At 65.9% G+C, this 25,247-nt stretch carries 23 protein-coding genes; 3 read left to right on the forward strand and 20 right to left on the reverse strand.

Translation table 11 applies throughout. From position 1 onward, the window contains the following. Positions 1-152 precede the first annotated feature (152 nt). Together CEQ44_RS05015 and CEQ44_RS05020 are read right to left on the reverse strand one after the other, a co-directional pair. Positions 153-1,682 carry an adenosine deaminase gene (locus tag CEQ44_RS05015; RefSeq protein ID WP_088182474.1) on the reverse strand — a complete coding sequence of 510 codons (1,530 nt, stop codon included), beginning with the start codon at positions 1,680-1,682 and terminating at the stop codon, positions 153-155. Next, a complete protein-coding gene (locus CEQ44_RS05020; RefSeq protein ID WP_254913937.1) occupies positions 1,679-2,809 on the reverse strand; it encodes a purine nucleoside permease in 1,131 nt (376 codons plus the stop codon). The genes CEQ44_RS05015 and CEQ44_RS05020 overlap by 4 nt, the downstream gene beginning before the upstream one ends. Positions 2,810-2,913: 104 nt before the next feature. Here CEQ44_RS05020 and CEQ44_RS05025 point away from each other — a divergent pair, with 104 nt between their 5' ends. The 3 genes from CEQ44_RS05025 to CEQ44_RS05035 all read left to right on the forward strand — a co-directional run bounded on the left by CEQ44_RS05025 (position 2,914) and on the right by CEQ44_RS05035 (position 5,071). Continuing rightward, complete coding sequence (locus CEQ44_RS05025; RefSeq protein WP_088182476.1) at positions 2,914-3,846, forward strand: LysR family transcriptional regulator; 933 nt, start codon at positions 2,914-2,916, stop codon at positions 3,844-3,846. 86 nt (positions 3,847-3,932) lie between these two features. Then, positions 3,933-4,463, forward strand: coding sequence for a phosphoribosyltransferase (locus tag CEQ44_RS05030; RefSeq protein WP_088182515.1), 531 nt, complete (start codon positions 3,933-3,935; stop codon positions 4,461-4,463). 29 nt (positions 4,464-4,492) lie between these two features. Then, positions 4,493-5,071 (forward strand): TIGR00730 family Rossman fold protein, encoded by a 579-nt coding sequence (locus tag CEQ44_RS05035; protein ID WP_088182477.1) that lies wholly within the window; start codon positions 4,493-4,495, stop codon positions 5,069-5,071. 45 nt (positions 5,072-5,116) lie between these two features. Here the strand turns inward: CEQ44_RS05035 and CEQ44_RS05040 are convergent, their stop codons facing one another. The 18 genes from CEQ44_RS05040 to CEQ44_RS05125 form a co-directional block, all read right to left on the reverse strand. Beyond that, on the reverse strand, positions 5,117-6,133 hold the full coding sequence (locus tag CEQ44_RS05040; protein WP_088182478.1) for an adenosine deaminase: 1,017 nt from the start codon (positions 6,131-6,133) through the stop codon (positions 5,117-5,119). Between the two features lie 75 nt (positions 6,134-6,208). After that, positions 6,209-6,904, reverse strand: coding sequence for an HAD family hydrolase (locus CEQ44_RS05045; protein WP_088182479.1), 696 nt, complete (start codon positions 6,902-6,904; stop codon positions 6,209-6,211). Between the two features lie 10 nt (positions 6,905-6,914). Further along, positions 6,915-8,195 carry a guanine deaminase gene (guaD, locus tag CEQ44_RS05050; protein WP_088182480.1) on the reverse strand — a complete coding sequence of 427 codons (1,281 nt, stop codon included), beginning with the start codon at positions 8,193-8,195 and terminating at the stop codon, positions 6,915-6,917. Continuing rightward, positions 8,192-9,112 (reverse strand): xanthine dehydrogenase accessory protein XdhC, encoded by a 921-nt coding sequence (xdhC, locus tag CEQ44_RS05055; RefSeq protein WP_088182481.1) that lies wholly within the window; start codon positions 9,110-9,112, stop codon positions 8,192-8,194. Before xdhC ends, guaD begins: the two co-directional genes overlap by 4 nt. Beyond that, on the reverse strand, positions 9,109-11,418 hold the full coding sequence (gene xdhB, locus CEQ44_RS05060; protein ID WP_088182482.1) for a xanthine dehydrogenase molybdopterin binding subunit: 2,310 nt from the start codon (positions 11,416-11,418) through the stop codon (positions 9,109-9,111). Before xdhB ends, xdhC begins: the two co-directional genes overlap by 4 nt. Then, positions 11,411-12,841 (reverse strand): xanthine dehydrogenase small subunit, encoded by a 1,431-nt coding sequence (gene xdhA / locus CEQ44_RS05065; RefSeq protein WP_088182483.1) that lies wholly within the window; start codon positions 12,839-12,841, stop codon positions 11,411-11,413. Before xdhA ends, xdhB begins: the two co-directional genes overlap by 8 nt. Position 12,842: 1 nt before the next feature. Continuing rightward, positions 12,843-13,172, reverse strand: a complete 330-nt coding sequence (gene uraH, locus CEQ44_RS05070) for a hydroxyisourate hydrolase (RefSeq protein WP_088182484.1) — start codon at positions 13,170-13,172, stop codon at positions 12,843-12,845. After that, positions 13,169-14,587, reverse strand: coding sequence for an FAD/NAD(P)-binding protein (locus tag CEQ44_RS05075; RefSeq protein WP_176400212.1), 1,419 nt, complete (start codon positions 14,585-14,587; stop codon positions 13,169-13,171). The genes uraH and CEQ44_RS05075 overlap by 4 nt, the downstream gene beginning before the upstream one ends. Continuing rightward, positions 14,584-15,039 carry a 2-oxo-4-hydroxy-4-carboxy-5-ureidoimidazoline decarboxylase gene (uraD, locus tag CEQ44_RS05080; RefSeq protein WP_088182485.1) on the reverse strand — a complete coding sequence of 152 codons (456 nt, stop codon included), beginning with the start codon at positions 15,037-15,039 and terminating at the stop codon, positions 14,584-14,586. The genes CEQ44_RS05075 and uraD overlap by 4 nt, the downstream gene beginning before the upstream one ends. After that, a complete protein-coding gene (hpxZ, locus tag CEQ44_RS05085; protein ID WP_088182486.1) occupies positions 15,036-15,416 on the reverse strand; it encodes an oxalurate catabolism protein HpxZ in 381 nt (126 codons plus the stop codon). The genes uraD and hpxZ overlap by 4 nt, the downstream gene beginning before the upstream one ends. Continuing rightward, positions 15,413-16,288, reverse strand: a complete 876-nt coding sequence (gene puuE / locus CEQ44_RS05090) for an allantoinase PuuE (protein WP_088182517.1) — start codon at positions 16,286-16,288, stop codon at positions 15,413-15,415. Before puuE ends, hpxZ begins: the two co-directional genes overlap by 4 nt. Then, positions 16,285-17,466, reverse strand: coding sequence for an alanine--glyoxylate aminotransferase family protein (locus CEQ44_RS05095; RefSeq protein ID WP_088190009.1), 1,182 nt, complete (start codon positions 17,464-17,466; stop codon positions 16,285-16,287). The genes puuE and CEQ44_RS05095 overlap by 4 nt, the downstream gene beginning before the upstream one ends. A 43-nt stretch (positions 17,467-17,509) precedes the next feature. Next, on the reverse strand, positions 17,510-18,745 hold the full coding sequence (locus CEQ44_RS05100) for an allantoate amidohydrolase (RefSeq protein WP_088182487.1): 1,236 nt from the start codon (positions 18,743-18,745) through the stop codon (positions 17,510-17,512). Further along, positions 18,739-20,316 carry a gamma-glutamyltransferase family protein gene (locus CEQ44_RS05105; RefSeq protein WP_088182488.1) on the reverse strand — a complete coding sequence of 526 codons (1,578 nt, stop codon included), beginning with the start codon at positions 20,314-20,316 and terminating at the stop codon, positions 18,739-18,741. The genes CEQ44_RS05100 and CEQ44_RS05105 overlap by 7 nt, the downstream gene beginning before the upstream one ends. Next, positions 20,316-21,230, reverse strand: a complete 915-nt coding sequence (locus tag CEQ44_RS05110) for a 5'-methylthioadenosine/S-adenosylhomocysteine nucleosidase (RefSeq protein ID WP_176400213.1) — start codon at positions 21,228-21,230, stop codon at positions 20,316-20,318. Before CEQ44_RS05110 ends, CEQ44_RS05105 begins: the two co-directional genes overlap by 1 nt. Continuing rightward, the gene (locus CEQ44_RS05115) at positions 21,230-22,597 is read right to left on the reverse strand and encodes an NCS2 family permease (RefSeq protein ID WP_088182489.1); all 1,368 of its coding nucleotides are present in this window, start codon (positions 22,595-22,597) and stop codon (positions 21,230-21,232) included. The genes CEQ44_RS05110 and CEQ44_RS05115 overlap by 1 nt, the downstream gene beginning before the upstream one ends. Continuing rightward, the gene (locus CEQ44_RS05120) at positions 22,594-23,934 is read right to left on the reverse strand and encodes an AtzE family amidohydrolase (RefSeq protein ID WP_088182490.1); all 1,341 of its coding nucleotides are present in this window, start codon (positions 23,932-23,934) and stop codon (positions 22,594-22,596) included. Before CEQ44_RS05120 ends, CEQ44_RS05115 begins: the two co-directional genes overlap by 4 nt. After that, positions 23,931-25,079 carry a bile acid:sodium symporter gene (locus CEQ44_RS05125; RefSeq protein WP_088182491.1) on the reverse strand — a complete coding sequence of 383 codons (1,149 nt, stop codon included), beginning with the start codon at positions 25,077-25,079 and terminating at the stop codon, positions 23,931-23,933. The genes CEQ44_RS05120 and CEQ44_RS05125 overlap by 4 nt, the downstream gene beginning before the upstream one ends. Between the last annotated feature and the right edge of the window lie 168 nt (positions 25,080-25,247).

Raw genomic sequence — 25,247 nt, forward strand, 5'->3', positions numbered from 1 at the left:
TCCCCACAGCTTCGCCAGCCGGTTATCCCTGCTGTCTTCCTCTCCCATGGAAATTTCTCATGCTGCGATGCATGATGCTAATAGTCTTGACGCGCCGCAGCAAAGAAAATGTCATATTTTTTATCGTTGTTATTCCGGTCGTCTTCGGCCTTTTAGGGTCCGATCGATTTATGAAGGCTGGAAACGGTAACGTCTTCGAAAGCCTGGAAATCTTCCTCTAATTGGATTTGAAGCGCAGCCTTGGAACTGGATCGTGCAAGGCTGCGACAACCATCGTCGGCCCAGCCTGCGGCGCAGGGCGGGGCGAGTGTGCCCACATGCCGGTCCGCCCAGATGCTGGCCCCGTCGATGAACGCCCGTTCCAGGCTGGTGCGTGCCATCTGCTTGAGATCCGCATAGCCCATGCCCTGTTCGCGCGCGGCGCGCAGATATTCCTGGGTCATGTCAGTGCGCAATATGCCCTGGTCGTCGGTCGATAGCAGCGTCGGGACGCCCGCCTTGCGATAAAGGCGCAGCGGATGATCGTCGCCCTTCACCCCCAATATCACTGCATTGCTGGTCAGGTTGATCTCCACTGCGACATCGTCGCGCGCCATCCGCGCCAGTGTGGCGACGGCGTCGTCTTCATAAGCGATGGCGGTGCCATGACCGATCCGTTCCGCCCCGGCGTCCAACGCCTGGGCGATATGGTCGCGCAGCGCAGCGGGCGGCACCAGACCGAACGCCAGTTCGCCTGCATGCAGGGTGCGATGCACGCGAGGATGCCGTTCCGCCAGAAAACGGATCATCGCCATGTGCAGATCATAATCGCGCAGCGCGATCACCCAATCTTCCGGCTGGACGATGTTGATGCCGACATAGCGCGGATCGCGATCGGCGAGGGCAAAGGCGAGGATCAGCGAGGTGAAGGCCTGCGCGGGCGGCAGGTCGCGCCAGCCCCAGGCGAGATAGCGGATCGCAACGCCGCAGCCCGGATCGGGGCTCGCACCGCCACAGGCCAGCGCCTTGGCCGCCGCCGCCTCGTTCGCATCCAGTTCCGCGATCGCCCGATCGATGACGGGCTTCGCTTCTTTGATCGTCCGGCTGTAGAAGGCGGCCAGGCCGCTGGCGTCCAACGGCGTGTCCGCCGCGCCCAGCGTCGAAGCGATCAGTGCGTCAGGATTGTAGATCAGTTCCAGATAGCCGACCCGATCGCCCGCTGCGACCTGCCGCGCAACAACCAAGGCGCCGGCGTCCGCGGCCGGGCCAGTCGGGCCGAACCGTTCGAAACTGCCGAAAAACTGCGTATGGCCCGATGCGTCATTCGCGCCCACGCCGTGCTGGACGCCGCGCGTCGACATGGCATCGACCAGCCGGGCGAAGGCGAAGGGGGTCTGTTCGCCCACATGTTTGACCGTCCGCGATTCCGGGCAGGGCGGCGCGACGACGCGGGTGCCGCTATCGTCGACGCACAGGCCTGCCTGCGCTGCCCAGCGCAGATAATCTTCCGCATAGGGGGTGCCGCTCAGATGATTGTGCAGGTCGCCGCCCTTGGGCATCGCCTTGAGGAACAGCCGCAGCGCGGGCGGACTGTCCGCGAGCCGGTCGAAAAGGGCGGCCGCAGCCGCTTCTCCACTTGTCGTCTGCGCCGCAGCCGGCGACAGCACGGCCAGCGAGGTCATAAGGGCCAGGCCGTGCTTCATTGCGGATCGGTTCCCGGCACATGATCCTTGTAGCTATCCCAATGGCTCAGCAATTCATGCACTACCGGCACGCCGACGCGATAATTGGCTTCGAACGCAGCGACCTGGCCCGCGCCTTCATCGGCGACGCTTTCGACGGCTGATCGGCCCGGCGGCGGCATCGACGGATTGCTGCCGGTGCGCAGGACCAGCACGCGCCCCGGATCAACCAGCCCTTGTTTCGCGGCGATTGCCATGGCGCCGGCCAGCGACTGGCTTTCCATGTTGGTCATGGCGAAACGGCCCTTGCCGCCAGTCCACAGCTTCACCCAGTCGCGCGCCCATTGGGTGCGCCCGGGGCCATGCCAGTAGCGGACTGACCCCAATGTTTCGCCCATCAGCACGAAGGGCGGCTTTTGCGCATTGGGATAGCCGGCCCAGGCCGCGCGCGCCTTTTGCAGCGCCGGACTGTCGGGAATGGTAACATCCTTGGTGCGATCATAGGCCCATTGCGCCAGGCTCTGGTTCAGCTTCACCGACATGGTCAGCTTGCCGGTATCGGTGAAACCAGCGAAGTTCTCGGTATTCTGGGGCAGCTTGTTGGGCGCGTCGGCTCCGATCGCGAACAGGCCATAGGGCCAGTCCTTGCCCACTTCGCGATCGTCAAATTCCCGCAATGTGTCGCCCTGCACCACCCAGCGCGACCAGGCGGCGCTGCCGACGGATGCGATTTGCGGATCGACGCCCGATATGCCGGTAAACAGCCAATAGGTCTTGCTGAAATCGAAACGCGGATCGAGCAGCAGGCTCATCAACTGTTCGGCGACCCCGCCCAGCATCGTGTCCGGGCTGCCCCAGCACATGCCGTATAGTCCTGCCGCATTGCGGCGCAACGGGTGCAGCGCGCCCTTAATCGCGATGACCTCGGTCAGCTTCTCGCGCTCGGCCCAGAGCTGGAACTCGCCGGGCGCATCGCCCATATCCGCGCCCGGCTCGAAATTGGCGACGACGATGACCTTGACCGGGATCGGCTTGACCGACGGCAGCGCTGGCACTGGCGGTTCGGCGCCGCGGCCCAACGACGAGCAGGCCAGCGCCGCAACCATCATGGCCATCGCCATCATCGTCTGTTTTGCGGACCCCGCCATCCTTGCATCCCCACTATTTCACTCTGCGGTGCGAGTAAGGGCTTGACCTGATGCGATCAAACGCAATGAATCCTACGGAGTGTTGCAAAAATTAGGGTGGGTCCATGCCGGCATTTTCGCGTTTCCTGCGTTACTTCATGGCGGTCGGCCGACTGGGGTCGATCCGCAAGGCGGCGGACGAACTCAATATCTCCGCGTCGGCCATCGACCGGCAGATTTTGAATGTGGAGGCGGACCTGGGGATGCCGCTGTTCGAGCGATTGCCGACCGGCTTGCGCCTGACGGCCGCGGGGGAGATCATGATGGCGGCGGGCGGGCGCTGGCAGAAAAATCTGGCCGACGTGCGCGCACAGATAGAGGATTTGCGCGGTTTGAAGCGCGGCCATGTCGACATCGCCATCATCGACGCGCTGGCCAAGGGTTATATCCCCGGCGCCATCCGCGTGATCCAGAGCCGCTATCCCGGCATCACCATTGGCGTGCGAGTCCTGGAAAATGACCGGGTGCGCGACGCCATCGCGAGCGGCGAAGCAGATTTCGGCATCTTGTTCGAACCGCAATCCTATCGCGACCTGACCGTGCGCTCCTTTGTCGAGGTCGTCCTGGGCTTCCTCACGCCCGCCGGCCACCCCTTTGGCGACCAGCGCGAGGCGCGCTTTTCCGCCTGCGCCGGATCGCCGCTGATCGTCCCGGCCGAGCCGCTGGCGGTGTGTCAGCAGATCGCCGTGCTAGAAGGGACTAGCGGCCTTCAGATCGATCGCACCGCCAGTTCCGACAATATCCAGATGATTACCTCGCTAGTCATGCAGGGCGTCGGCATCGGCATATTGACCTCGCTCGACGTGATTACGGAGGTGCAACGCGGCACCCTGTCCTTCACCCGTATTTCCGATCCGATCCTGCGGCCGATGACGCTGGCGCTCTGCACCGCGGCGGCGCGCACCCCTTCTTACGCAGCCGGAATCGTGCTGGGCGAAATAGAGAGCGGCTTTGCCCAGCTCAGCTACCCCGTCTCGATCAAGCGCGCCGACCTCTGATCCGCGTTACGGCCGATTGCCCCCTTGGCGCGGGCGGGATAATCGGCATGCTCATGTCCATTCCCGGCCAACTGGATTCGCTTTTCATGAGCAGCACCGCTGAACCCGAACTTTTCTACATCGGCTATGACGCCTTCCTCGCCGACGTGCAGACCGTCGCGCGCCAGGTGGGGGAGGGCGACTGGACGCCCGACTTCATCATCGGCATCGGCCGCGGCGGGCTGGTCCCGGCAGTCTATATCTCTCACCAGCTCAAGCTGCCGATGCTTTCGATCGACCATAGCAGCAAGGTGCCGGGCTTTGCCGACGAACTGCTGGGCAAGGTCGCGGCCAAGAGCGCAGCGGGGGTGAAACTGCTGTTCGTCGACGACATCAACGACAGCGGCGGCACGATCGACTATATTCGCAGCCTGCTCGCCGACAATCGCTGCGACGCCGGCAATCTGCGCTTCGCCGTGCTGATGTCCAACAGCCGATCGCGCCAGACCGTCGATTATTGGGCCAGCATGATCGATCGTGACAGCGACAAGCGCTGGTTCGTTTTCCCCTGGGAATCGGTCGGCGCCAGCGACGACATCGTGGAGGAGGCGCTGTCCGTGCCTGAGCGGCTGTCCTGAGCGCGCCCGAAATGCAGAGGGACAGGCGGATGCGGATCTGCGTCTTCCTTGGTTCCTCGCCCGGGCGGCTGCCGGTCTATCGCGAAGCGGCGGAACAGTTTGGGACATTGCTGGCGCAGCGCGGCATCGGTCTCGTTTACGGCGGCGGCACGGTCGGGCTGATGGGCGTGGTCGCCGATGCGGCGTGCGCGGCGGGCGGCGAGGTGATCGGCGTTATCCCAGAAGCGCTGCGCGCGCGCGAGCATGACCATCAGGGGATCAGCGAACTGCATGTCGTTCAGACCATGCATGAGCGCAAGGCGCTCATGGCCAAGCTGGCGGACGGCTTCGTGACGCTGCCCGGCGGGATCGGCACCTTTGAAGAAATGTTCGAAGCCTGGTGCTGGTCGCAGCTGGGCTATCATGAAAAGCCGGTCGGGATGTTGGACGTCAACGGCTTCTACAGCGGCATGTCGGGTTTCATCGACCATGTCGTGGCGGAGGGGTTCCTGAAACCAGAACATCGCGCCATGCTGCTGATCGAGCGCGACCCAGACGTCATGCTCGATCGCATCGCCCAATATCTGCCGCCCCGGACCGAACATTGGCTAGGCGACGGTGATGTTTAGCTAAGCCGTGTTCCGGCGAAGGCCGAAGCACGGAAGCCCGCGATTTTAAGCCTTGTCTGCCAACCAGCCCTCCAGCCGCTCTAAATGCACCGCGACAGCCGCTTCCGGCAGGAACGAACCGGTAAAGCTGTTGCGGGCCAGCGTCGCCAGCGCCGCTCGGTCCAGCCCGCGCGCGCGCGCCACCGCGCGATAATTGTCCGCGATATAGCCGCCGAAATAGGCGGGGTCGTCCGAATTGATCGTGGCTTTCAGGCCCAGTGCCAGCATGTGGTCGATCGGATGATCCCCGATGGCGTCGATCACGCAGAGTTTAAGGTTGGACAGCGGGCAGACGGTCAGCGTCATGCCCTCGCGCGCCAGCCGTTCGACCAGCACTTTGTCTTCAAGCGCGCGATTGCCATGGTCGATCCGATCGACCTTCAGCAGGTCAAGCGCCTCATAAACATAGGCAGGCGGGCCTTCCTCCCCGGCGTGAGCCACCAGGCGCAGGCCCTTATCCCGCGCCACGGCGAAGACGCGCGCAAATTTCTCCGGCGGATGACCCATTTCAGAGGAATCGAGGCCGACCGCTGCGATCCGGTCGAGCCATGGGTCCGCCTCCGCCAGCGTCGCAAAAGCGTCCGCCTCGCTCAGATGGCGCAGGAAGCTCAGGATCAGCAGGCTGGTCATGCCATGCCGCGCCTCCGCCTCAGCGCAAGCGGAGAGCAGTCCCTCGATTACCTCGGCAAAGGGGATACCACGCGCGCTATGGGTCTGCGGATCGAACATGATTTCGGCATGGATCACGCCGTCGGCCGCCGCACGATCGAAATAGGCGGCGGCAAGGTCGTGGAAATCCTGCCGCGTCCGCAGCACGTCGGCACCGGCATAATAGATGTCGAGGAAATCCTGCAAGTTGCCGAACGCATAGGCGGCGCGCACCGCCTCCACATCCGCATAGGGGATTGCGACGCCATTGCGCCGGGCCAAGGCGAACATCAGTTCCGGCTCCAGGCTTCCCTCGATATGGAGATGAAGTTCGGCCTTGGGCAGGCCAGTGATGAAGCTGTCGAGATCGGTCATGGCCCTGACTCTAGGCGGCCACGGCACGTCCCGCAAATGCAATCCCGGCGACGGCGTGTTGCCGCAATGCGCGCATCAACGGATCAACCGCACCCAATCAGGCAGATCGCCCAGCCGTTCCAGCAGGCGGAAGCGCGGATGGTCCTCCGGCACTCGGCCCATTTCATGCGCCCAGGCGCCCTCCTGCGGGATATAGGCGGCCCATGCGCCCGCCTCCAGCGCGGGATGAATGTCCGACCGCAGCGAATCGCCGGCCATGACAGCCTGCTCCGCCGCGACGCCATATTGGGCGAAGATGCGGGTGAAGGTATCCGGCCTCTTATCGCTCACGATTTCGATCCCGCTGAACAGGTCGCCCAGCCCGGACGCCGCCAGCTTGCTTTCCTGGTGCAACAGGTCGCCCTTCGTGACCAAAACGACCTTGCCCAGATGCGACAGCGCCTCCAGCGTTTCCAGCACATCGTCGAACAGTTCAACCGGATGGGCAAGCAGGGTGCGTCCGGCGGCCAAAATGTCGGACACCAGCGACTTGGAGAGATTGTCGCCCGCCAATTCCACCGCCGTCTCGATCATCGACAAAGTGAAGCCCTTGGCCCCATAGCCATAAAGTTTGAGGTTGCGCGTTTCACAGGCGATCAGCCGGTCGCGCGTGACATGGTCGTCGGCGAAGGGCTTGAGCATCGCCACCAGCGCTTCTTCGGTCGCATTGAAATGGCGCATATTGTGCCAGAGCGTGTCGTCGGCATCGAGGCAGATAAGCTTGATCGTCATCGTCTGTCCATCATGCGGGGTCTATGCGCTCGCCCATGATATAGGTGGCCGCGACGGCCCGGTCGTCCCCTAATATCTGCAACGCGAACAGCCGTTCGGCAAGATCCGCGCCAGCGGTGCGTCGCGCCAGCAGGGGCGTGGCGGTCGTGTCGAGCACAACGAAGTCCGCTTCCTGCCCCGGCAGCAGCGCGCCGACCCGATCGCCGATATGCAGCAGCGCGGCGCTGCCTGCGGTCGCCAGATACAGCGCGCGGAACGGATCGAGCCGATACCCGCGCATCAGCCCCGCCTGATAGGCGATTCCGGCGGTGTGGAGCATCGAAAAGCTGGTGCCCGCCCCGACATCGGTGCCAAGGCCCAGCTTCATCCGATGCCGCGCCGCCTGGCTGAAATCGAAAAAGCCCGACCCCAGGAACAGGTTGGAGGTCGGGCATACAGCGATTCCCCCGCCGCTCTCGCGCATCCGGGCGCAGGCGCGGTCGGACAGGTGTACGCCATGGGCAAATACCGATCGCGACCCCACCAGCCCAAAGCGGTCATAGGCGTCGAGATAGTCGGCCGCATCGGGAAAACGCGCCGCAACTTGCGCGCATTCGCGTTCATTTTCCGCCAGATGGGTGTGGAGCAGCACATCAGGATGATCCGCCAGCAACGCACTGGCGACATGCATTTGCGCGTCGGACGAAGTCAGCGCGAAGCGCGGCGTCACCGCATAGCCGAGCCGCCCCTTGCCGCGCCACCGGCCGATCAGCGCCTCGCTCTCGCCACGCGCCGTTTCCGGCGTGTCGGCCAGCCCTTCCGGCCCCAAATCCATCAGCACCTTGCCGGAAATGATCCGCATATTCCGGGAAAGCGCCGCATCGAACAACGCGTCGACCGAATGGGCATGGACGGTCGGGAAGACCAGCGCGCTCGTCGTGCCGTTGCGCAGCAGTTCGCCAAGGAACGACCCGGCGACCCGATCGGCATGGGCGCGATCGGCAAAAGCCTTTTCCGCCGGGAAGATATGCCGGTCAAGCCAGTCGAGTAACTGTTCGCCATGGGAGGCGATCCGGTCCATCTGCGGATAATGGACATGAGCGTCGATAAAGCCCGGCACGATCAGCCCCGGCAGCGTTTCGACCTGGACATCGGCATGAACCGGCGCGAGATCGGCATAGGCACCGCGCGCGACGACAATCCCATCCTCCACGACCAATAGCCCGTCCGGCTCATGCCGCACGGCTTTCGGTTGCGTCAGTGGATCATCCGCCACCGACAGGATTTCGCCGCGAAACGCCCGGATGGTCATGGCCGCTCCAGTTGCAGCAATTGGGCAAGGGCAGCGATGGCGATCACATCGGGTTCCTTGCCGGTCACGCCGCTGACCCCGATTGGGCAGGTCAGCCGTGCACGCGCCGCTTGCGAAACACCGTCGCGTTCCAGCCGACTGTGGAAGCGCGCGCGCTTGGTCTGCGATCCGATCAGGCCGACAAAGGCGATCGGGCCACGCTCCAGCGCTGCGCGGGTCAGCCGGTAATCGAGCGCATGGTCATGGGTCAGGATCAGCATCGCAGCGTCGTCGGGCGCTTGCGACACGCATTGAGCGATCGCATCCTCCGGCACCACTGCGACGCCGTTGATCGTCTCGAACAGCGGCCGCGTATCGAACCAGGCTAGGCAGAACGGCAGGGGCTGCGCATGGCGCGCGATCGCCTGGCCGACATGGCCCGCGCCGAACAGATAGAGCGGGCGGCGGCGCTGGCCGATCCTCTCGGCGAACGTCGCGCCCTCGCGCGGCCGGTCGCCCCGCGCCGACAGCGGGGCAGGTATGGCCTTGGCGCTGACATGGCGCTCGATCCGGCCCGGCGTCAGGGTCGATACCAGCACCTGCTCCTCCGCAGCGTCCGCCAGCCAGTCCAGCGCAGCAGGATCAACATGCTCGATCAGCAGCCGCACCCGCCCACCGCAACATTGGCCCAGCAATGGCCCCAGCGGATAATCCTGCACCCGCCAGCTGCCCGGCGGCAATGCCAACATGGCCTGCGCCTGTTCGATCGCGCGATGCTCCAGCTGGCCCCCGCCGATCGTCCCGAACAAGCGGTCGGCGCTCACCAGCATCCGCGTGCCCGCGCCCCGCGGCGCCGACCCTTCGCTCGCCAATATGCTGACCAATGCTGCCGGTTCGCTCGACGCGACATCCTTTATCCATGCCAGCCAGTCGCTCATGCGGGGCGATGATCCGCGATGGCGCGCAATATGCGTTCGGGCGTCGCCGGCGCATCGAGTGGGGGCAAGGCGCGCTTCTCCGGCGCGACGGCGGCGATCGCATGCGTCAGCGCCGAAAAAACCGAGATCGCCAGCATGAAGGGCGGCTCGCCCACCGCCTTGGACCGGTTGATCGTCGGCTGCACATTCTCCCCGTCCCACAGCCGGATCGACAGATGGCGCGGCCGGTCCGACGCGGTCGGAATCTTGTAGGTGGCGGGCGAATGGGTCAGCAGACGGCCCTTGTCGTCCCACACCAGTTCCTCGGTGGTGAGCCAGCCCTGGCCTTGCAGGAAGCCGCCCTCGATCTGGCCGATGTCGATGATTGGGTTCAGCGATGTGCCAACATCATGCAGGATATCGACCGCCAGCACCCGATGCTCGCCGGTCAGCGTGTCGATCGCCACCTCCGTCACCGCCGCGCCATAGGCGAAATAATAGAAGGGCCGACCTTTGTGCGCGGCCCGATCATAGGCGATGTCGGGCGTGGCGTAATAGCCGGTCGAGGAGAGCGAGACGCGCCCGATATGCGCCTTGCGGCAAAGGTCGCCGAAGCTCACCCGCTCCGTGCCGATCCGCACCGCACCGTCCGAGAAACGCACGGCTTCCTCTCCGCAACCAAAGCTGCGCGCGGCAAAGGCAGTCAGCCGGTCCCGGATCGTCATTGCGGCGTTGTAGGCCGCCATGCCATTCAAATCCGCGCCCGATGACGCCGCCGTCGCGGATGTATTGGGCACCTTGTCCGTCCGCGTCGCGGTGATCCGCACTTGCCCCACCGGCACGGCGAACACATCGGCCACCACCTGCGCCACCTTGATATAGAGACCCTGCCCCATCTCGGTGCCGCCATGATTGATCTGGATGCTGCCGTCGGCATAGACATGGACCAGCGCGCCGGCCTGATTGAGGTGGGTAGTGGTGAAGCTGATGCCGAACTTGACCGGGCTCAGCGCGATCCCTTTCTTCAGCACCGGACTCTGCGCATTGAAGGCAGCGATCGCCTGCCGCCGCGCGTCGTAGCGGGCATCGGCACGCAACCGGGCGATCAACTGCGGCGCGATATTGTCCGTGACCTGCATGGCATAGGGGGTGACGTCACGGCCGGGGCCATAGAGGTTGGCGATCCGCACATCGAGCGGATCGATCCCCAGATGCGCGGCGACATCATCCATGACCCTTTCGATCGCGAGCATCCCCTGCGGCCCGCCGAACCCGCGAAAGGCGGTGGCGGAAACCGTGTGCGTCTTCAGCCGCTCCGACAAAATCTCGATCGCGGGCAGATGATAGCAATTGTCGGCATGGAACATCGCCCGGTCGTTGATCGCGGGCGACAGATCCACGGTCGCGCCGCAGCGCGAGGCGAGCCCCAGCTTGAGCGCGAGTATGTGTCCCGCAGCGTCGAAACCCACTTCATAATCTACCCGAAAATCATGCCGCTTGCCGGTCATCACCATGTCGTCGTCGCGGTCGCAACGGAATTTGGCGGGGCGACCGGTCTTGTCCGCGACCAGGGCGGCGGCGGCGGCGAAAAGGGCGGCCTGAGTCTCCTTGCCCCCGAACGCGCCGCCCATCCGCCGCACCTCGACCGTCACGTCGGCGGAACGGCGACAGAGCATATGGGCGACCAGATGCTGCACTTCGCTGGGATGCTGGGTGGAGGACAGGACATGCATCTGCCCATCCTCACCCGGCGTCGCGATCGCGACCTGCCCCTCCAGATAGAAATGGTCCTGCCCGCCCATGTCGAAACCGCCCGTCAGGCGATGCGGGGCGTCGGCCAATGCAGCGGCGGCGTCGCCCCGCGCCATGCGCTGGGTCGGCTCGATCAGCGACGCGGCAGCGCGGGCGTCGGCGATGGTCAGATGGGCAGGCAAGGGTTCGTATGCGATCTCGCCCAGTCGGGCCGCCTGCCGCGCGGCGCGCTGGCTGGTGGCGGCGACCAGGAAGATGGGCTGGCCGACGCAGAGCACTTCGCCGTCGGCTAGCAGCCGATCGTCGCCCGCGACCGGGCTGACGTCGTTCGCACCGGGAATATCGGCTGCGGTATAGACAGCGACCACGCCGGGCGCGGCGCGCACCGCGGAGAGGTCCATCGCCATGATGCGCGCATGTGCCTCGCGGCTCTGGCCGAAGGCGAGATGTAGCATGGCGGCCGGTTCGGGCAGGTCGTCGGCATAGTGGGCACGACCGCTGACATGCAGCGCCGCGCTGTCATGCGGGTTGGAGGGTTTCGCCTGCGCCACCAAGCCGGGATCGCGCTCAGCCATGCTCGGCCTCCAGCGCCAGCAACGATACCGGCGCGCCGGACTCCCGGTGCCACAATCGCCAAAGCAGGCTGGCCGCCGCCTCAACCCGATAGACGGCGCTGCCGCGCACATCGCTCAATGGGCTGTAATCCTGGCGCAGCGCAACGACGGCAGCGGCAATCGTCGCTTGCGTGAAAGACTGGCCCGTTAGCGCGCCTTCGCAAGCCGGTGCCCGGCGCGGCGTCGCCGCCATGCCGCCAAAGGCGACCCGCGCCTCCACGATCCGCTCGCCATCCATCCGTAGCCGGATCGCCCCGCACACCGCCGAAATATCGCTGTCGAACCGGCGGGACAATTTGCCGATCAGGATGATGTCGGTCGGGGCGGGGCGCGGCACGTGGATGCTTTCGACAAACTCGAACGGCCGCCGGTCCTGTTGCCCATAGGCCAGGAAATACTCCTCCAGCGCCATCGTCCGCCGCCCCATGGCGCTCCGCAGGGTCATCGACGCGCCCAGCGCGATCAGTGCGGGCGGCCCGTCGCCGATGGGCGATCCGTTGGCGATATTGCCGCCCACGGTTGCGGCGTTGCGCACCTGCAATCCGCCGATCCGTCGCACCAGTTCGCCCAGGTCCGGGTGCAACCGCGCGAACGCGGCATGGGCGTCGGCATAGCGCACCCCCGCGCCGATCGTCAGGCCATCCGGTCCTTCATTGATCGCCTGTAATTCCGCAATGTCACCGATGAAGATCAATGTCTCCAGCGTCTCCAGCCCCTTCGTCACCCACAGGCCGACATCTGTCGCCCCCGCCACCAGCCGGGCGTCGGGATGGGCGGCCAGCAGGTCGGCCAGCGCCTGCGTGGTGCGGGGGATGAACCAGCGCCGCGCACCATCGCCGCCCGCGACGGTCTGGTCCGATGCGATTCCCCGCAACGCGGCGACCGTGCCCGCATCGTCCTGAGGCAACGTCGGCACGCTTTCCGCCGCGTCCAATATCGGCCCATAGCCGGTGCAGCGGCACAAATTGCCCGCCAGCACGTCCGCCACCGGCAACGCATCGCCGCGCGCGCCGATGCACCGGCCATGCAGCGACATGACGAAACCGGGCGTGCAGAAGCCGCATTGCGAACTGCCGTTCGCCGCCATGCACGCCTGCAACCGGGTGAGCGCATCGTCCTTGCCCAGGCTCTCGACCGTCAGCAGCGCCTTGCCATGCAGCATCGGCAGGAAGAGGATGCAACTGTTGACCGCCCGCCACGCGATGCCGTCGCGATCCAGTTCGCCCACCAGTACGGTGCAGGCGCCGCAATCGCCCTCGGCGCAGCCCTCCTTCGTGCCCGTCCGGCCCAGGCGATAGCGCAGATGGTCGAGCAGGGTGGCGGTGGGATCGACCTGCGCGATCTCCACCACGCCGCCGTCCAGCAGAAAGCGCACGCCGCTCATCTCAACTCCCCCGATAGGTCGAATAGCCATAGGGCGAAACCAGCAACGGCACATGATAATGGCCATCGTCCGAGACACCGAAATGGACAGTTATAACGTCAAGAAAAGGCGGGTCAGCCAGCACGGTTCCGCGCGCCCGATAATAGGCCGCGACCGCGAATGTCAGCTGGTAGCAGCCGGGATCGATCGGGGGCAGGCCGGGGCAGCGCCCGTCCGCATTGGTGGCGCCTGCGAACAATAGCGCGCCGTCCTGCGACAGCAATTGGATCGCCACTCCGTCGGCCGGGCAGCCATGGGCGGTGTCGAGGACATGGGTGGACAGGATAGTCATTCGGCCGCCTCCTGGCGCGGCCATTGGCCGATAAATTCCGCTTCATCATAGGCGATCAGGTCGGCGACCAGCGCGTCCTTATCGTCCAGGAACAGCTGGTCGGTAACGCCGCGGACCAGCCGGGGCAGGGCGGTCTGCAACCCCGACAGGGCCGAGGCGGACAGGCCCAGGCTGATGAGCGCCGAATAGTTGAAGGCGAACACGCCGTGCAGCGCTGCCTCGCCCGCCGCGTCGCGCGGCAGCAGTTGGAAGCCGGGGCCCAGATAGGGATGCGCGTCGATCAGCGCGTTGCGCTCGCCCGGCGGCGGGGTGAAGCGATCGGCCCAGCGCGCGATATGCGGCGCCAGCCCCGCCAGTTCGGGACGGAGGCCTGGATCGCTAATAAGCCCCGTCGATAGGACCGCGAAATCGAACATCTGTTCGCGCTGCGGCGTGGTCACGCAGACCTGTCCATCTTCTTGTCGCACATCCAGCCATGGCGCGCCCAGATGCAGCGCGAAACCGGGCCAGGCCGCCGCGCGATCGAAGGTGTCGTTGGTGGGCGGCTGGTTATGGCCAAGGAAGCTCGCCATCACCCGATATTTGGTCGCATCATCCAATGCGGGATAGCGGCCGGTGAAGCCGACCCTTTCCATGAAGCGAATGGGATTGATCCGCGGCAAGCTCTTGCGCCGGATGAAAACATGCGCTTCCGCGACGCCCAGGCGCATCGCCGCGTGGGCATTGTCGAACGCGGACGCGCCGCCGCCCAATATGCCGATTCGCTTGCCCGCCAGCGCGGCATAATCGATCGGCTCGCTGGTATGAGCGTAGAGATGGCGGGGCAGGGCCTCGCGGATCATCGCGGGGGTATGCCATTGCCCGCCGCCCTGGATGCCGGTCGCGAGCACCACCTTGCGCGCCAGCAATGGCGCTTGCCTGTCCAGATGCAACCGGTGCAGCCCGTCTCCGACCGGCTCGATCAGCGTCAACCGCGTATCATTACGCACCGGCAGCGCCAGCACCCGGCGATACCAGCGCAGATAGGCCATCCAGTCGCCGCGCGCGATCTTGTCGACAGCCTCCCAGCCAGCCGCGCCATGCTGCGCCTCCCACCAGGCGCGATAGGTGAGCGCGGGCACCCCGAAATCGATCGGGTTCAGCATCTTGGGCGTGCGCAGCGTAATCATCCGCGCATAGCTGTCCCATGGTCCCTCCAGACCCGCCGGGCTTTCGTCGATGACCAGGATATTGGACACGCGCTCGCGCATCAGGCCGAAGGCCGCGGCAAGCCCGCTCTGCCCGCCGCCCACGATCGCCACATCGTACACATGCCCATCAGGATGAGCGCGCGGGCGCGTCCAGTCCGCGCCGCCGAAACCGATCAGCGTCAATTGGCGGGCGAGGTCCGCTTCCAGGGCGGGCAGGCCGATCATGCCTCCATATCCTTCAGCCGCAGGCGCACGATCTCGCCGATCTGGGCGATGGCGGTCGCAATCTCCTCGCCCCGCTCGTGGGCGAGACGCTGTTCCATGGCCGCCAATATCCCCGCCTTGTCGGTCAGCCGCACGCAGATGATGAAGGGAAAACCGAAGCGCTCCTGATAGGCGGCGTTGAGCGCATGGAAGCGCGCATATTCTTGTGGAGTCAGCCGATCTAGCCCGGCCGATGCCTGTTCCGCTGCCGATGCGTCTGTCAATGTCCGGTCGATCACCGCCTTGCCCGCCAGTTCGGGATGGGCGCGGATCAGGGCCAGTTGCTCCTCGCCGCTGGCGCTGCGGACCACCGCCATCAGGTCCGCCCAGCGGTCCCCACACGACGGGCGCGCGTCTGCCCGCGCCTCGATCCAGGGGCTATGTTCGAAAAAGGCTTGCGTGGGACCAGTCAATGTGTGCTGCCTTCCAGCGAGACATGCGCCGATACGACTTTCCAGCCATCGGCGAACTTGACCCAGCTTTGCGTCTGGCGTCCGCGCCGGTCGCTATTCTCGCGGAAAAATTCGGCGTCGGCGGTGGCGAAGGCGTCGCCATAGACGGTGATCGAGACCTTCCCCAGTTTGCGCTGCGGCGATCCGCCGCGCCCCTTGCGAAATGCCCGTATCTCCTCGATGCCGTAAAGCACCTCGCCCACGCCATAGCGATTGGTCGTCGGCGCATCGTGGAACAGCGCCTCCATGGCGGGCACGTCGTCGGCCATCAGCGCCCGCTCATAGGCGACGAAGGCGGCGGTGATTTCGGCGAGCAGTACGGGATCGTCTATCGTCATAGCGGGTGAACCTCCATCCAGTGGCGGGCGATGTCGATGCGGCGCGCGACCCAGGCGTCGCCGGACGCAACGACATGATCGAGGAAACGGGCAAGCGCGCGGGCGCGAGCGGGGCGCCCCGCGATGCGGCCATGCAGGCCGACCGACATCATCCGCCCGCCTTCCTCCCGCAACTGGTCGAACGTGTCGCGCAGATAGCGGAAAAACTGCTCGCCCTCGGTAAAGCCGTTATAGGCGACCATCTTCATGTCGTTGGCGTCGAGCGTGTAGGGGACGATCAACTGCCCGCGATCATAATAGGGCAGGTCGTCGGCATAGCTGTCCGCATCATAGACGAAACCGCCTTCCTCCCGCACCAGCCGGGCGGTGTTGGGCGACGTGCGGCCCTGATACCAACCCAAGGGGCGGCTGCCGGTCAGGCTGCTGTGCAGCGCGATCGCTTGGGTAATATGCGCGCGCTCGACGTCTTCGGGCACGGTTTGATAGTCGATCCATTTCAGGCCGTGGCTGGCGATTTCCCAGTCCGCCGCCAGCATCGCGGCGACCGCTTGCGGGTTCATCGCCATCGCCTGCGCCACGCCAAAGACCGTGACGGGCAGGGCGCGCTGCGTGAAGATGCGGTGCAGCCGCCAGAAACCGGCGCGGCTGCCATATTCATACAGGCTTTCCATCGCCATCGCCCGGTCGTCATGGCTCTGCGCGCCGACCATTTCGGACAGGAAGGCTTCGGACCCCTTGTCGCCGTTGAGGACGCTATTTTCCGCCCCTTCCTCATAATTGATGACGAACTGCACCGCGACTTTCGCACCGCCGGGCCAGCACGGATCGGGAGGGGAGGCGCCATAGCCGATGAGGTCGCGGGGCGGGGTCACGCGTCCCACGCCGCCATCGCTGCATTGACAGCCTCACCGGCGGGGAGCGTAAATCCCTCCCGCCGCAGGCACGCCTCCAGCGCACCCAGCGTGCTCAGCACCTTATGCTGCATCGCATTATAACCCATCGCGCCGATCCGCCAGATCCGGCCCTGGAGCGGACCGAAGGCGGTGCCGATCTCGATCTCGAACGCATTGCGCATCATCGTGCGGACGCGTTCGCCGTCGACGCCCTGCGGGATGAAAACGCCCGTCACATTGGTCATGCGATGCGCGTCGTCGCCAAAGACGGTCAGCCCCATGGCGCGCAGCCCGGCGGTCATCGCGCGCCCGGCGGCTTCGTGGCGGGCGTAGCTGGCCTCCAGCCCTTCGCCCAGCATGATCCGCGCACATTCGCGCGCGGCGTAGAGCATCGACGTCGCTTCGGTATGATGATTGAGGCGCTTGTCGCTCCAATAATCCATAATCATGGCGAGGTCGAAATAGTTGGAGCCGATGCGCGGCCCCGCGCCGTCGCTGATGTCGTCGCGGCGGATGCCGGCTTCGACCCGCTTGCGGCCCTGGATCAGCGCCGCCGCCTGATCGGAGATGGTGATCGGCGCCGATCCCGATGGCCCGCCCAGGCATTTCTGCAAGCCGCCGGTGACGATGTCCGCGCCCCAGCGATCGGCGGCGATGGCCATGCCGCCGATCGTCGCAGTCGCATCGACATAGAGCAGCGCCCCCGCCGCCGCGCACAGCGCGCCCAGGCCGTCGAGCGGTTGCGCCATGGTGGTGGAGGTATCGCCATGGATGGTGGCGACCACCTTGGGCTGCACCCGTTCGATCCCAGCAGCGATGGCGTCCATCGGCACGACTTCGCCCCAGGTCGCCTCCACCGTTTCGACCCGCGCGCCGATGCGGCCCAATATTTCCGTGAGCAGCAGGCCGAAGCGACCGAAATTGACCACCAGCACGGTGTCGCCCGGCGCGACCAGGCTGACCAGCGCCGCTTCGATCCCCGCCCGCGCGGTGCCATCGACCAGCATCGTCCACTGGTTCTGCGTGCCGAAGATCGGGCGATACAGCGCCATGACCTGGTTCATATAGCCGGTCATTTCCGGGTCGAACTGGCCCAGCAGATCGGCGGACATGGCGCGCAGCACGCGGGGGTGGGCATTGACCGGCCCCGGCCCCATCAGCAGCCGCTGGGGCGGGTCGATCTCGCCGAATAAGTTCGGATCAAGCGGCAGCAATGAACTCTCCCAATCTCTCTATGAAGCCCAGCATAGCTTGCAATGCCGCTTCCGCATCGGCGGGATCGACATGTTCGGCCGGATGATGGCTGATCCCATGCCTGCACCGGATGAACAGCATGGCGGTCGGGCACAGCGCCGCCATCACCATCGCGTCATGACCCGCGCCGGATACGAGGCGGAAGGCGGACTGTCCGGTCTCGGCGATGGCGGCATCCATCAGTTTCATCAGTCGGGGATCGCACGGGCTTGCGGGCAGGTCGTGGATCAGCGTCGTCGCCAAATCCAGCTCGCGCCGATCGGCGATCGCAGTGATCGCATCGATCATCGCCTCCGCCGCTTGGTTACGCCTGCCCTCTTCGCCGGACCGGACATCCAGCGTGAAGCGCACTTCGCCGGGGATGACATTGGCCGCGCCCGGCAGCGCCTCGATCCGCCCCACCGTGGCGACGAGGTCGGAGGCATCGTTGCGCGCGAGTCCCTCGATCGCCAGCATCGCCTCCGCCGCGCCTGCCAGCGCGTCGCGGCGCAAGGGCATCGACGTCGTGCCGGCATGGCCCGCCATCCCCCGCAGCGTCAGTTGATAGCGCAGTTGCGCGGCGATGCCGGTGACGGTGCCAAGCGCCAGCCCCTGCGCCTCCAGCACCGGCCCTTGTTCGATATGCGCTTCAAGATAGGCGAGGGTGGTGCGGGGCGCGCGCGCGGCGGAGAGATAGGCGCCGACATCGACACCGGCATCCGCCAATGCAATGCCGTCGCCATCGCTCAGCCATAGCGCCTCAGCCGCGAGCGTACCCGCTACCGCCCGGCTGGTCAGCATAGCGGCGGGAAAGCGCGATCCTTCCTCGTCGCCAAAGGCGATCACCTCTATCGGGAAGCGCAGGCGTCGCCCGGCGCGATGCAGCGCCGCGACCGCCTCCACGCCCAGCATGATGCCCAGAAGCCCGTCATAGCGACCCGCATCTTTCACGCTGTCGAGATGGCTGCCGATCAGCAGCGCGGGCGCGGCCGGGTCCAGCCCTTCATAGCGGCCGATCAGGTTGGCAGCCGGGTCGCGCCGCGCAGCCATCCCGGCCTCTCCCATCCACCCCGCCAGCGCATCCTGTGCATGAACATAGGCCGGCGTCAGATAGCCGCGATACAGGCCGTCCGCCATGTCGCTATAGGGCGCGACGCCCAACGCATCGCAGCGCGCCACCGCTCTTGCCCCGCCGCTCACCATGTCGCCACCGCGCCGTCGCTGCGCGGGTCTGTCGCGCCGTCCAGCCGCCCATCACTATGGCGCACGATCGCGCCGGCATGGCCCATAGTGCCGGTCGGCGGCCCCACCCGCTCGACATCGTGACCAGCGGCGATCAGGTCGACATAAAGGCGCTCGTCGAACCCGTCCTCCAGCTTCAAGGTCGTGCTCTGGTCGCCCCAGGTCCGCCCCAACAACCATCGCGGTCGGCTGATCGCCTCCTGCAAGTCCACACCATAGCGGGCGTAGCGCGTGAATAAGGCCGCCTGCGTCTGCGGCTGACCCTCGCCGCCCATCGTGCCATAGGCCATGACCCGCCCGTCAGCGAAACATGCGAGCGCGGGATTGAGCGTATGGAACGGCTTACGGCCGGGCTTGAGCGCATTCCAGCCGCTCTGCGCCAATCGGAAGCTGCTGCCGCGATTCTGCCAGGTGATGCCGGTGCGCGGCAGCACCAGGCCCGATCCGAACTCGAAATAGGTGGACTGGATGCAGGATACGACGCGCCCGTCGCCATCGGCCGCCGCGAACCAGCAGGTGTCGCCCCATTGCGGCGGCTGCGGCCAGGGCAGGGCGCGGGCCGGATCGATCTTCGCCGCCAGCATCTCCAGCGCGGCGGGATCGTCCAGCAATCCCTGCCAGTCATAATCATGAAAGGCGGGATCGCCGACATGCATGTCGCGGATCAGGAAGGCCTGTTTGGTCGCTTCGACCAGCCCATGGACATGGTCGAACCCATCGGCGCTCCCAGCGCGCAGCCGGTCGAAAAGGGCGAGGATCAGCAGCGAGGCGAAACCCTGCGTGGGCGGCGCGCTGTTGTAGAGGGTCGCGCCACCGATCCCGACATGCAGCGGATCGGGGCGGGTCGCCTGATGCGCGGCCAGATCGGCGGCGGAAACGGGGCTGCCCAGCGCGGCCAGATCGGCGGCGATGTCGGCCGCCAGCGCGCCGCTGTAAAAGCTCGCCAATCCCTCGTCCGCCAGCCGTTGCAGCGTGTCGGCTAATAGGGGCTGGCACAGCAGATCGCCCGCGCGCAGGGGTCGGCCTTCGGGTTCGAAGGTCGCCATATAGGCGCCGGGTTGTCCGCGCAACTCTTCGCCCTTGGCCGCCGCGATCTCCGCGCCGCCCGCCGTGACGGCCACGCCCGCCCGTGCATGGCCAATCGCATCGCGCAGCAGGCGATCGAGCGGCAACGTGCCGCCTTCCAGCGCCGCCGCCCAGCCCGAAACCGTGCCTGCCACCGTATTCGCTGCCAGCGGCCCGCGCGTCGGCACCGCTTCATGTCCCGCATAAAGCGACAGGTCCGCCTTGGCCGCCGCGCCGCCGCAGCCATGGATGCCATGCACGCGCCCGTCTGACTCTCGAATGACCCAGAACCCATCGCCGCCGATGCCGGTCATATGCGGATAGACCGCCGCCAGCGTCGCCGCCACCGCGACGCACGCCTCCACCGCGTTGCCGCCATCGCGCAGCACGCTGAGGCCCGCCGCGCTCGCCAAATGATGCGGCGCGGTCACCATGCCGTGTCGGCCTGAGACGGTGGCCAGCGCCATCAGTCAGGCAGCGCCGCGACGAAGGCGCGCACGACATGGGCGCTGTTGACCGACGCCAAGGCCATGAAGGCGACCATCTGATTCTCGCCCGCATCGCCGCCGGCCAGGTCCGACAGGCTGCGGAAGACGATGACCGGCACGCCATTGGCATAGGCGACCTGCGCGACCGCCGCGCTTTCCATGTCCAGCACCCGCGCCTTCCACGCGCTGGCCAGATAATCGCGAAACTCGGCATTGTCGGCGAATACGCCGGCGCTGACACCAGTCCCGCCGACCACGATCTTGGGATCATGCGGCAGGCAGGCGGACGCTGCGCCCTGGCCCTGGATGCAGCGTTCCAGCTTCACGTCGCCCGCCACTTTCTGCGCCAGTTGCAGCAGGGCGGGATCGACGCCGAAACTATAGTGACGCTTTACCGCCTCGCGCGCATTGCCAACGCGCACCCCGCGCGGGAACATCATGCCCCAATTGGCCGGCGCGTTGGCGTCCACCGCTTCGGGGACGGTCCATCCGTCGCCATTTTTGCGGGCGAAGGAGACTTCGAGATATTGCGCCCAGTCCTGCGGCACGATGACGTCGCCGATCGACAGGCCGGGATCGACGCCGCCAGCGATGCCGGAAAAGACGATGCGCCGCACGGTGAAGTGATCCAGCACCAGTTGCGTATTCATCGCAGCGTTCACCATGCTAACGCCGCTCTGCATCAGCAGCACCGGCTTGCCGGCCATCCGGCCGGTCAGGAAGGTCATGCCGTTGATCTGGTGGCGCTTGGGCCTGTCCACCGACTTCACCAGCGCATCCCATTCGGGCAGGAAGGCGGTCATGACCACGGTGCGCGGCGTGCTGTCCATTTTGCGCGCGAGGGCTTGAGAGGGAAGGGCAAGCGCCAGCAGCGCGAGGGCGATAAAACGCATCAGGCGGCTCCCATCCAGACGAAGCGAATGACGAAAAGGCCGGCCAGCAGGAACAGGAACCAGTCTTTGCGGGTGGCCGTCCCGCGCAGCGCCTTGAGCGCCGCATGAGCGGTGATGCCAAAGGCCAGGCCGTTGGCGATCGAGAAGGTCAGCGGGATCATCGCCACGGTCAGGAAGGCGGGAATCGCCGACATCGGGTCTTCCCACTCAACCTCCGTCAGCGGCACCAGCATCAGGCCCCCGACGATGATGAGCGCGGGTGCCGTCGCCGCCAGCGGCACCAGTTGCGCATAGGGGGCAACGAACATCGTCAACAGGAACAGGATGCCGGTGACGACCGCCGTCAGTCCGGTGCGCCCGCCCGCCTGCACGCCCGCGGCACTTTCGACATAGGAGGTGACGGTGCTGGTCCCCGCCATCGACCCGACGATGGTGGCGACCGCGTCGGTAATCAATATGCGGTTGAGGCCCGGAATCTTGCCCGCCGCGTCCATTAGCCCGGCGCGCTTGGTCACCGCCACCAGCGTCCCGATATTGTCGAACAGATCCACGAACAGGAACACGAACAGGATTTCGAGCAGACCGAGGCCATGGCTGCCGGTCAGCCCGAACACGCCAGGCAGGTCCAGTTGGAACGCCGTGCCGGTCAGCGCATCCAGACTATAGGGTTCGGGCTTGACCGTCACCATGCCGGTCAGCCAGCCGACGATCGTGGTCGCGACGATGCCGATCAGCATTGCGCCGCGCACATTCCAGACACTGAGCGTGCCGATCACCAACAGCCCCAGCAACGCCAGCGCCGCGCCGGGGGCTTTGAGGTCGCCCAGCGCCACGAAGGTCGCCGGATTGGCACCCACGATCCCGGCATTTTTCAGGCCGATGAAACCGATGAACAGGCCGATGCCGCCCGCCACGGCGGCAAAAAGATAGGTGGGGATGACCGCCACGATCAATTGCCGCACCCCGGTCAGCGTCAGGATCAGGAACGCGACGCCGGACAGGAAGACGCAGCCCAGCGCGATCGGCCAGGGCACGCCCATCTGCCCGACCACGGTAAAGGCGAAATAGGCGTTCAATCCCATGCCCGGCGCCAGCGCCAAAGGCACATTGGCGGTCAGGCCCATCAGGATCGAAGCAAAGGCAGCCGCAAAGCAGGTGGCTGCCGCTACCGCCGCCACCGGCATCCCGGCCGCGCCCAGGATCGCCGGGTTGACCAGCACGATATAGGCCATGGTCAGGAAGGTGGTGACCCCCGCCAAAACCTCCGTCCGCACCGACGTGCCGCGCTGGTTGAGGGCGAAATAGCGGTCCAGCCGGCTTGTCGGCGCTTCTGGCGGATGGTGATCCGCGACCTGCGATGGCGTCATGCGATGTCCCCCGAATGTTGATGTCCCGGCATGGTGACGCCGGTGATGCCCCGTTGCTCCAGCATGGCGGCCAGACGGAACAATGTCGGCTCGCTACTTGGCTTGCCGATCAGTTGCAGCCCCAATGGCAGCCGCCCCGGACGATAGAGCGGAACACTGAGCGAAGGAAAGCCCGTGAAACTGATCGGCTGGGTATGAATGCCCAGGTCCGCGCGCGCCGCCGTCATCGCCCCGTCGATCAGGATGCGGGGATCGTCCACCAGCGGCGCGGTGCAGGGCGTGGCCGGCGCGATCAGCACGTCATAGGGCGCGATCAGGTCCAGCATCGTGGCGCGGAAGCTGGCGCGGAACGCCTGCGCGTCGTCATACAGGCCATCGGGCAACAAGGCCCCGGCGATCAGCCGGTCACGCACCTGCGGATCGAAAGCCATGGCGTCGCGCGCCAGCGCCGCGCGGTGCAGTCGCCCGCCTTCGCTGGCCGTAATCAGGAAGGCGGCCGACCGCGCGCGGGCGATGTCTGGCACAGTTACGACCGGCGCATCCGGCGCAATGGCGTCTATCGCTGCGCTCTGATCGGGATCGATGTTCTGCGCAAAGCGGCCGCCCAGCCGCGCAAGGCGGATCGGCGTGTCGTGCGGCTGGGCGGATCGCCCGCTCAGTATTGCCCAGATCGTCACCATGTCGGCCAGCGACGCGGTGAACGGGCCGATATCGTCAAAACTGTCGGCGAAGGGAAAGACGCCACCCATCGGCAGGTCGCCATGCGTTGGTTTCAACCCGTAAAGGCCGGTCAGGCTGGCCGGCACCCGGATCGACCCGTTGGTGTCGGACCCCAGCGAAAAGGGCAGAAGGCCGGCCGCGACCGCCGCCGCCGACCCGCCCGACGACCCGCCCGCCAGCCGGGTCGGGTCATGCGGATTGCGCGTCGTGCCATGCAGCGCGTTGATGGTCGCAAAGCCATAGGCGAACTCGTCCATGTTGAGGCTCGCCACCAGCACTGCGCCTGCGGCTTTCAGGCGACGGATCGCTTCGGCATCTTCGGCCGCCGGGGGCGCGTCGGCATAAACACGCGATCCGGCGGCGGTGGGCAGGCCGGCAATGTCGAACAGATCCTTCACACCAAAGGGCACGCCCGCCAGCGCGCCTGGATCGCGTCCGGCGGCGACCAGCGCATCCACCCTCTGCGCATCCTCGCGCGCCGGTCCGGCCAGGATGCGGGTCACGGCGCAAAGCGGCGCATATTCTTTCGCCAGCGTCGCCAGGCACTGATCGAGCATATGCGTGGCGGACAGTCGGCCGCTGCGCACGGACTGGGCGATAGCCATGGCTCCCATCATGGCGCGGCGCTTTCATCACGGCTGAGCAACAGTCCGGCATGGCGATCGAGCAGCGCCATGTTCGCGACCACGCCGGGCATACAGGCGGCATCGATCGGCAGGCCGATGGCGTCTGCCGCCCGATGAATGTCCGCTTCGCTTCGGGGCAGTGGCGGGATGGTCGCCAAAGTCGCCGCCTGCCGCGCGAACCGGGCGGCCAGCGCCGCGCACAGCAGCAGTTGCAGCTGATGAAATATCATGAGCGGCAGAATCAGCAGGCCGACCTGCGCGGGCGGGAACAGCGCGCCAGCCATCGGTACGCCGGATACCAGGCTTTTCTTCGATCCGCAGAACAGCAGCACGATCGCGTCCGGGCGCGGCAATCGGGCAAGCCGCGCAACGCCCATATTGACCCCCATGACGAAGGCCAGGATGAGCATACTCAGGACCAACAGTAGCATTAGGTCGCCCACGCCGACCTGAGTCCAAATGCCGCCCGCGACGGCGGCGCTGAAAGCGGCATAGACCACCAACAATATCGCGCCGCGATCCACGGGCATCAACAGTCCCTTATGCCGGTCGATGAAGCCGCCGATATAGGGGCGCAGCAGATGGCCCGCGACGAAGGGGATCAGCAGTTGAAGGGCGATAGTCTGGACCGAATGGATCGTAGCGGAGCCGCCATGTCCCTCCACATTCAGGGTTAAGGTGACGAGGAGCGGCGTCAGCAGGATGCCGATCAGGTTGGACAGCGACGCGCTGCACAGGGCGGCGGCGACATTGCCGCCCGCCATCGCGGTAAAGGCGATCGATGATTGGACGGTGGAGGGCAAAAGAGTCAGATAGAGCAGCCCCGACATGAGCACCGGATCAGCCCAGCCCCGCATCAGCGACGTCAGCGCGATGCCGACAGCAGGAAACACCATGTAGGTCGAAGCAAAGACCAGCAAATGCAGCCGCCAATTTCCCGCCCCCTGGAGTATCGCCGCACGTGACAGTTTTGCGCCATGAAGGAAGAACAGCAGCGCGATGGCGATGTCGGCCAGCATATCGACCCAGCCGGCGGCCTGTCCGCTGGCCGGCAATAGCGACGCCACGCCCACAGTCGCGACCAGCCATAGCAGAAAGGGGTCAATTCGCAGGATAGCAAGGGTCGGGCGCGCCATGGCGGGCCTTATGCGCGCCTTGCCCCTACCGATCCAATAGAATGACTTCAACGGATCGTTGCAAAAAATAGAGCGGTGGGATCGGGCAGGACGCATTTGTTTCCGTCTGGGAATGGCGATCCGTATGTATTCGTATGCATAGCTTGCCCTGTCCGCCGCGTCATGCAA

This window comes from Sphingobium sp. Z007 (assembly GCF_900013425.1).
GTDB lineage: Bacteria > Pseudomonadota > Alphaproteobacteria > Sphingomonadales > Sphingomonadaceae > Sphingobium.

Coding starts and splice junctions, on each gene's coding strand:
- CEQ44_RS05110 (WP_176400213.1), bottom strand. CDS start 21,230: ATGCGTTTTATCGCCCTCGCGCTGCTGGCGCTTGCCCTTCCCTCTCAA.
- CEQ44_RS05120 (WP_088182490.1), bottom strand. CDS start 23,934: ATGATGGGAGCCATGGCTATCGCCCAGTCCGTGCGCAGCGGCCGACTG.
- CEQ44_RS05115 (WP_088182489.1), bottom strand. CDS start 22,597: ATGACGCCATCGCAGGTCGCGGATCACCATCCGCCAGAAGCGCCGACA.
- xdhC (WP_088182481.1), bottom strand. CDS start 9,112: ATGAGCGACTGGCTGGCATGGATAAAGGATGTCGCGTCGAGCGAACCG.
- CEQ44_RS05020 (WP_254913937.1), bottom strand. CDS start 2,809: ATGGCGGGGTCCGCAAAACAGACGATGATGGCGATGGCCATGATGGTT.
- CEQ44_RS05125 (WP_088182491.1), bottom strand. CDS start 25,079: ATGGCGCGCCCGACCCTTGCTATCCTGCGAATTGACCCCTTTCTGCTA.
- CEQ44_RS05100 (WP_088182487.1), bottom strand. CDS start 18,745: ATGGTGAGCGGCGGGGCAAGAGCGGTGGCGCGCTGCGATGCGTTGGGC.
- xdhB (WP_088182482.1), bottom strand. CDS start 11,418: ATGGCTGAGCGCGATCCCGGCTTGGTGGCGCAGGCGAAACCCTCCAAC.
- uraH (WP_088182484.1), bottom strand. CDS start 13,172: ATGACTATCCTGTCCACCCATGTCCTCGACACCGCCCATGGCTGCCCG.
- CEQ44_RS05030 (WP_088182515.1), top strand. CDS start 3,933: ATGAGCAGCACCGCTGAACCCGAACTTTTCTACATCGGCTATGACGCC.
- xdhA (WP_088182483.1), bottom strand. CDS start 12,841: ATGAGCGGCGTGCGCTTTCTGCTGGACGGCGGCGTGGTGGAGATCGCG.
- CEQ44_RS05045 (WP_088182479.1), bottom strand. CDS start 6,904: ATGACGATCAAGCTTATCTGCCTCGATGCCGACGACACGCTCTGGCAC.
- guaD (WP_088182480.1), bottom strand. CDS start 8,195: ATGACCATCCGGGCGTTTCGCGGCGAAATCCTGTCGGTGGCGGATGAT.
- CEQ44_RS05095 (WP_088190009.1), bottom strand. CDS start 17,466: ATGGGGCCGGGGCCGGTCAATGCCCACCCCCGCGTGCTGCGCGCCATG.
- hpxZ (WP_088182486.1), bottom strand. CDS start 15,416: ATGACGATAGACGATCCCGTACTGCTCGCCGAAATCACCGCCGCCTTC.
- CEQ44_RS05035 (WP_088182477.1), top strand. CDS start 4,493: ATGCGGATCTGCGTCTTCCTTGGTTCCTCGCCCGGGCGGCTGCCGGTC.
- CEQ44_RS05105 (WP_088182488.1), bottom strand. CDS start 20,316: ATGGCGCTGGCCACCGTCTCAGGCCGACACGGCATGGTGACCGCGCCG.
- CEQ44_RS05040 (WP_088182478.1), bottom strand. CDS start 6,133: ATGACCGATCTCGACAGCTTCATCACTGGCCTGCCCAAGGCCGAACTT.
- CEQ44_RS05015 (WP_088182474.1), bottom strand. CDS start 1,682: ATGAAGCACGGCCTGGCCCTTATGACCTCGCTGGCCGTGCTGTCGCCG.
- CEQ44_RS05025 (WP_088182476.1), top strand. CDS start 2,914: ATGCCGGCATTTTCGCGTTTCCTGCGTTACTTCATGGCGGTCGGCCGA.
- CEQ44_RS05075 (WP_176400212.1), bottom strand. CDS start 14,587: ATGATCGGCCTGCCCGCCCTGGAAGCGGACCTCGCCCGCCAATTGACG.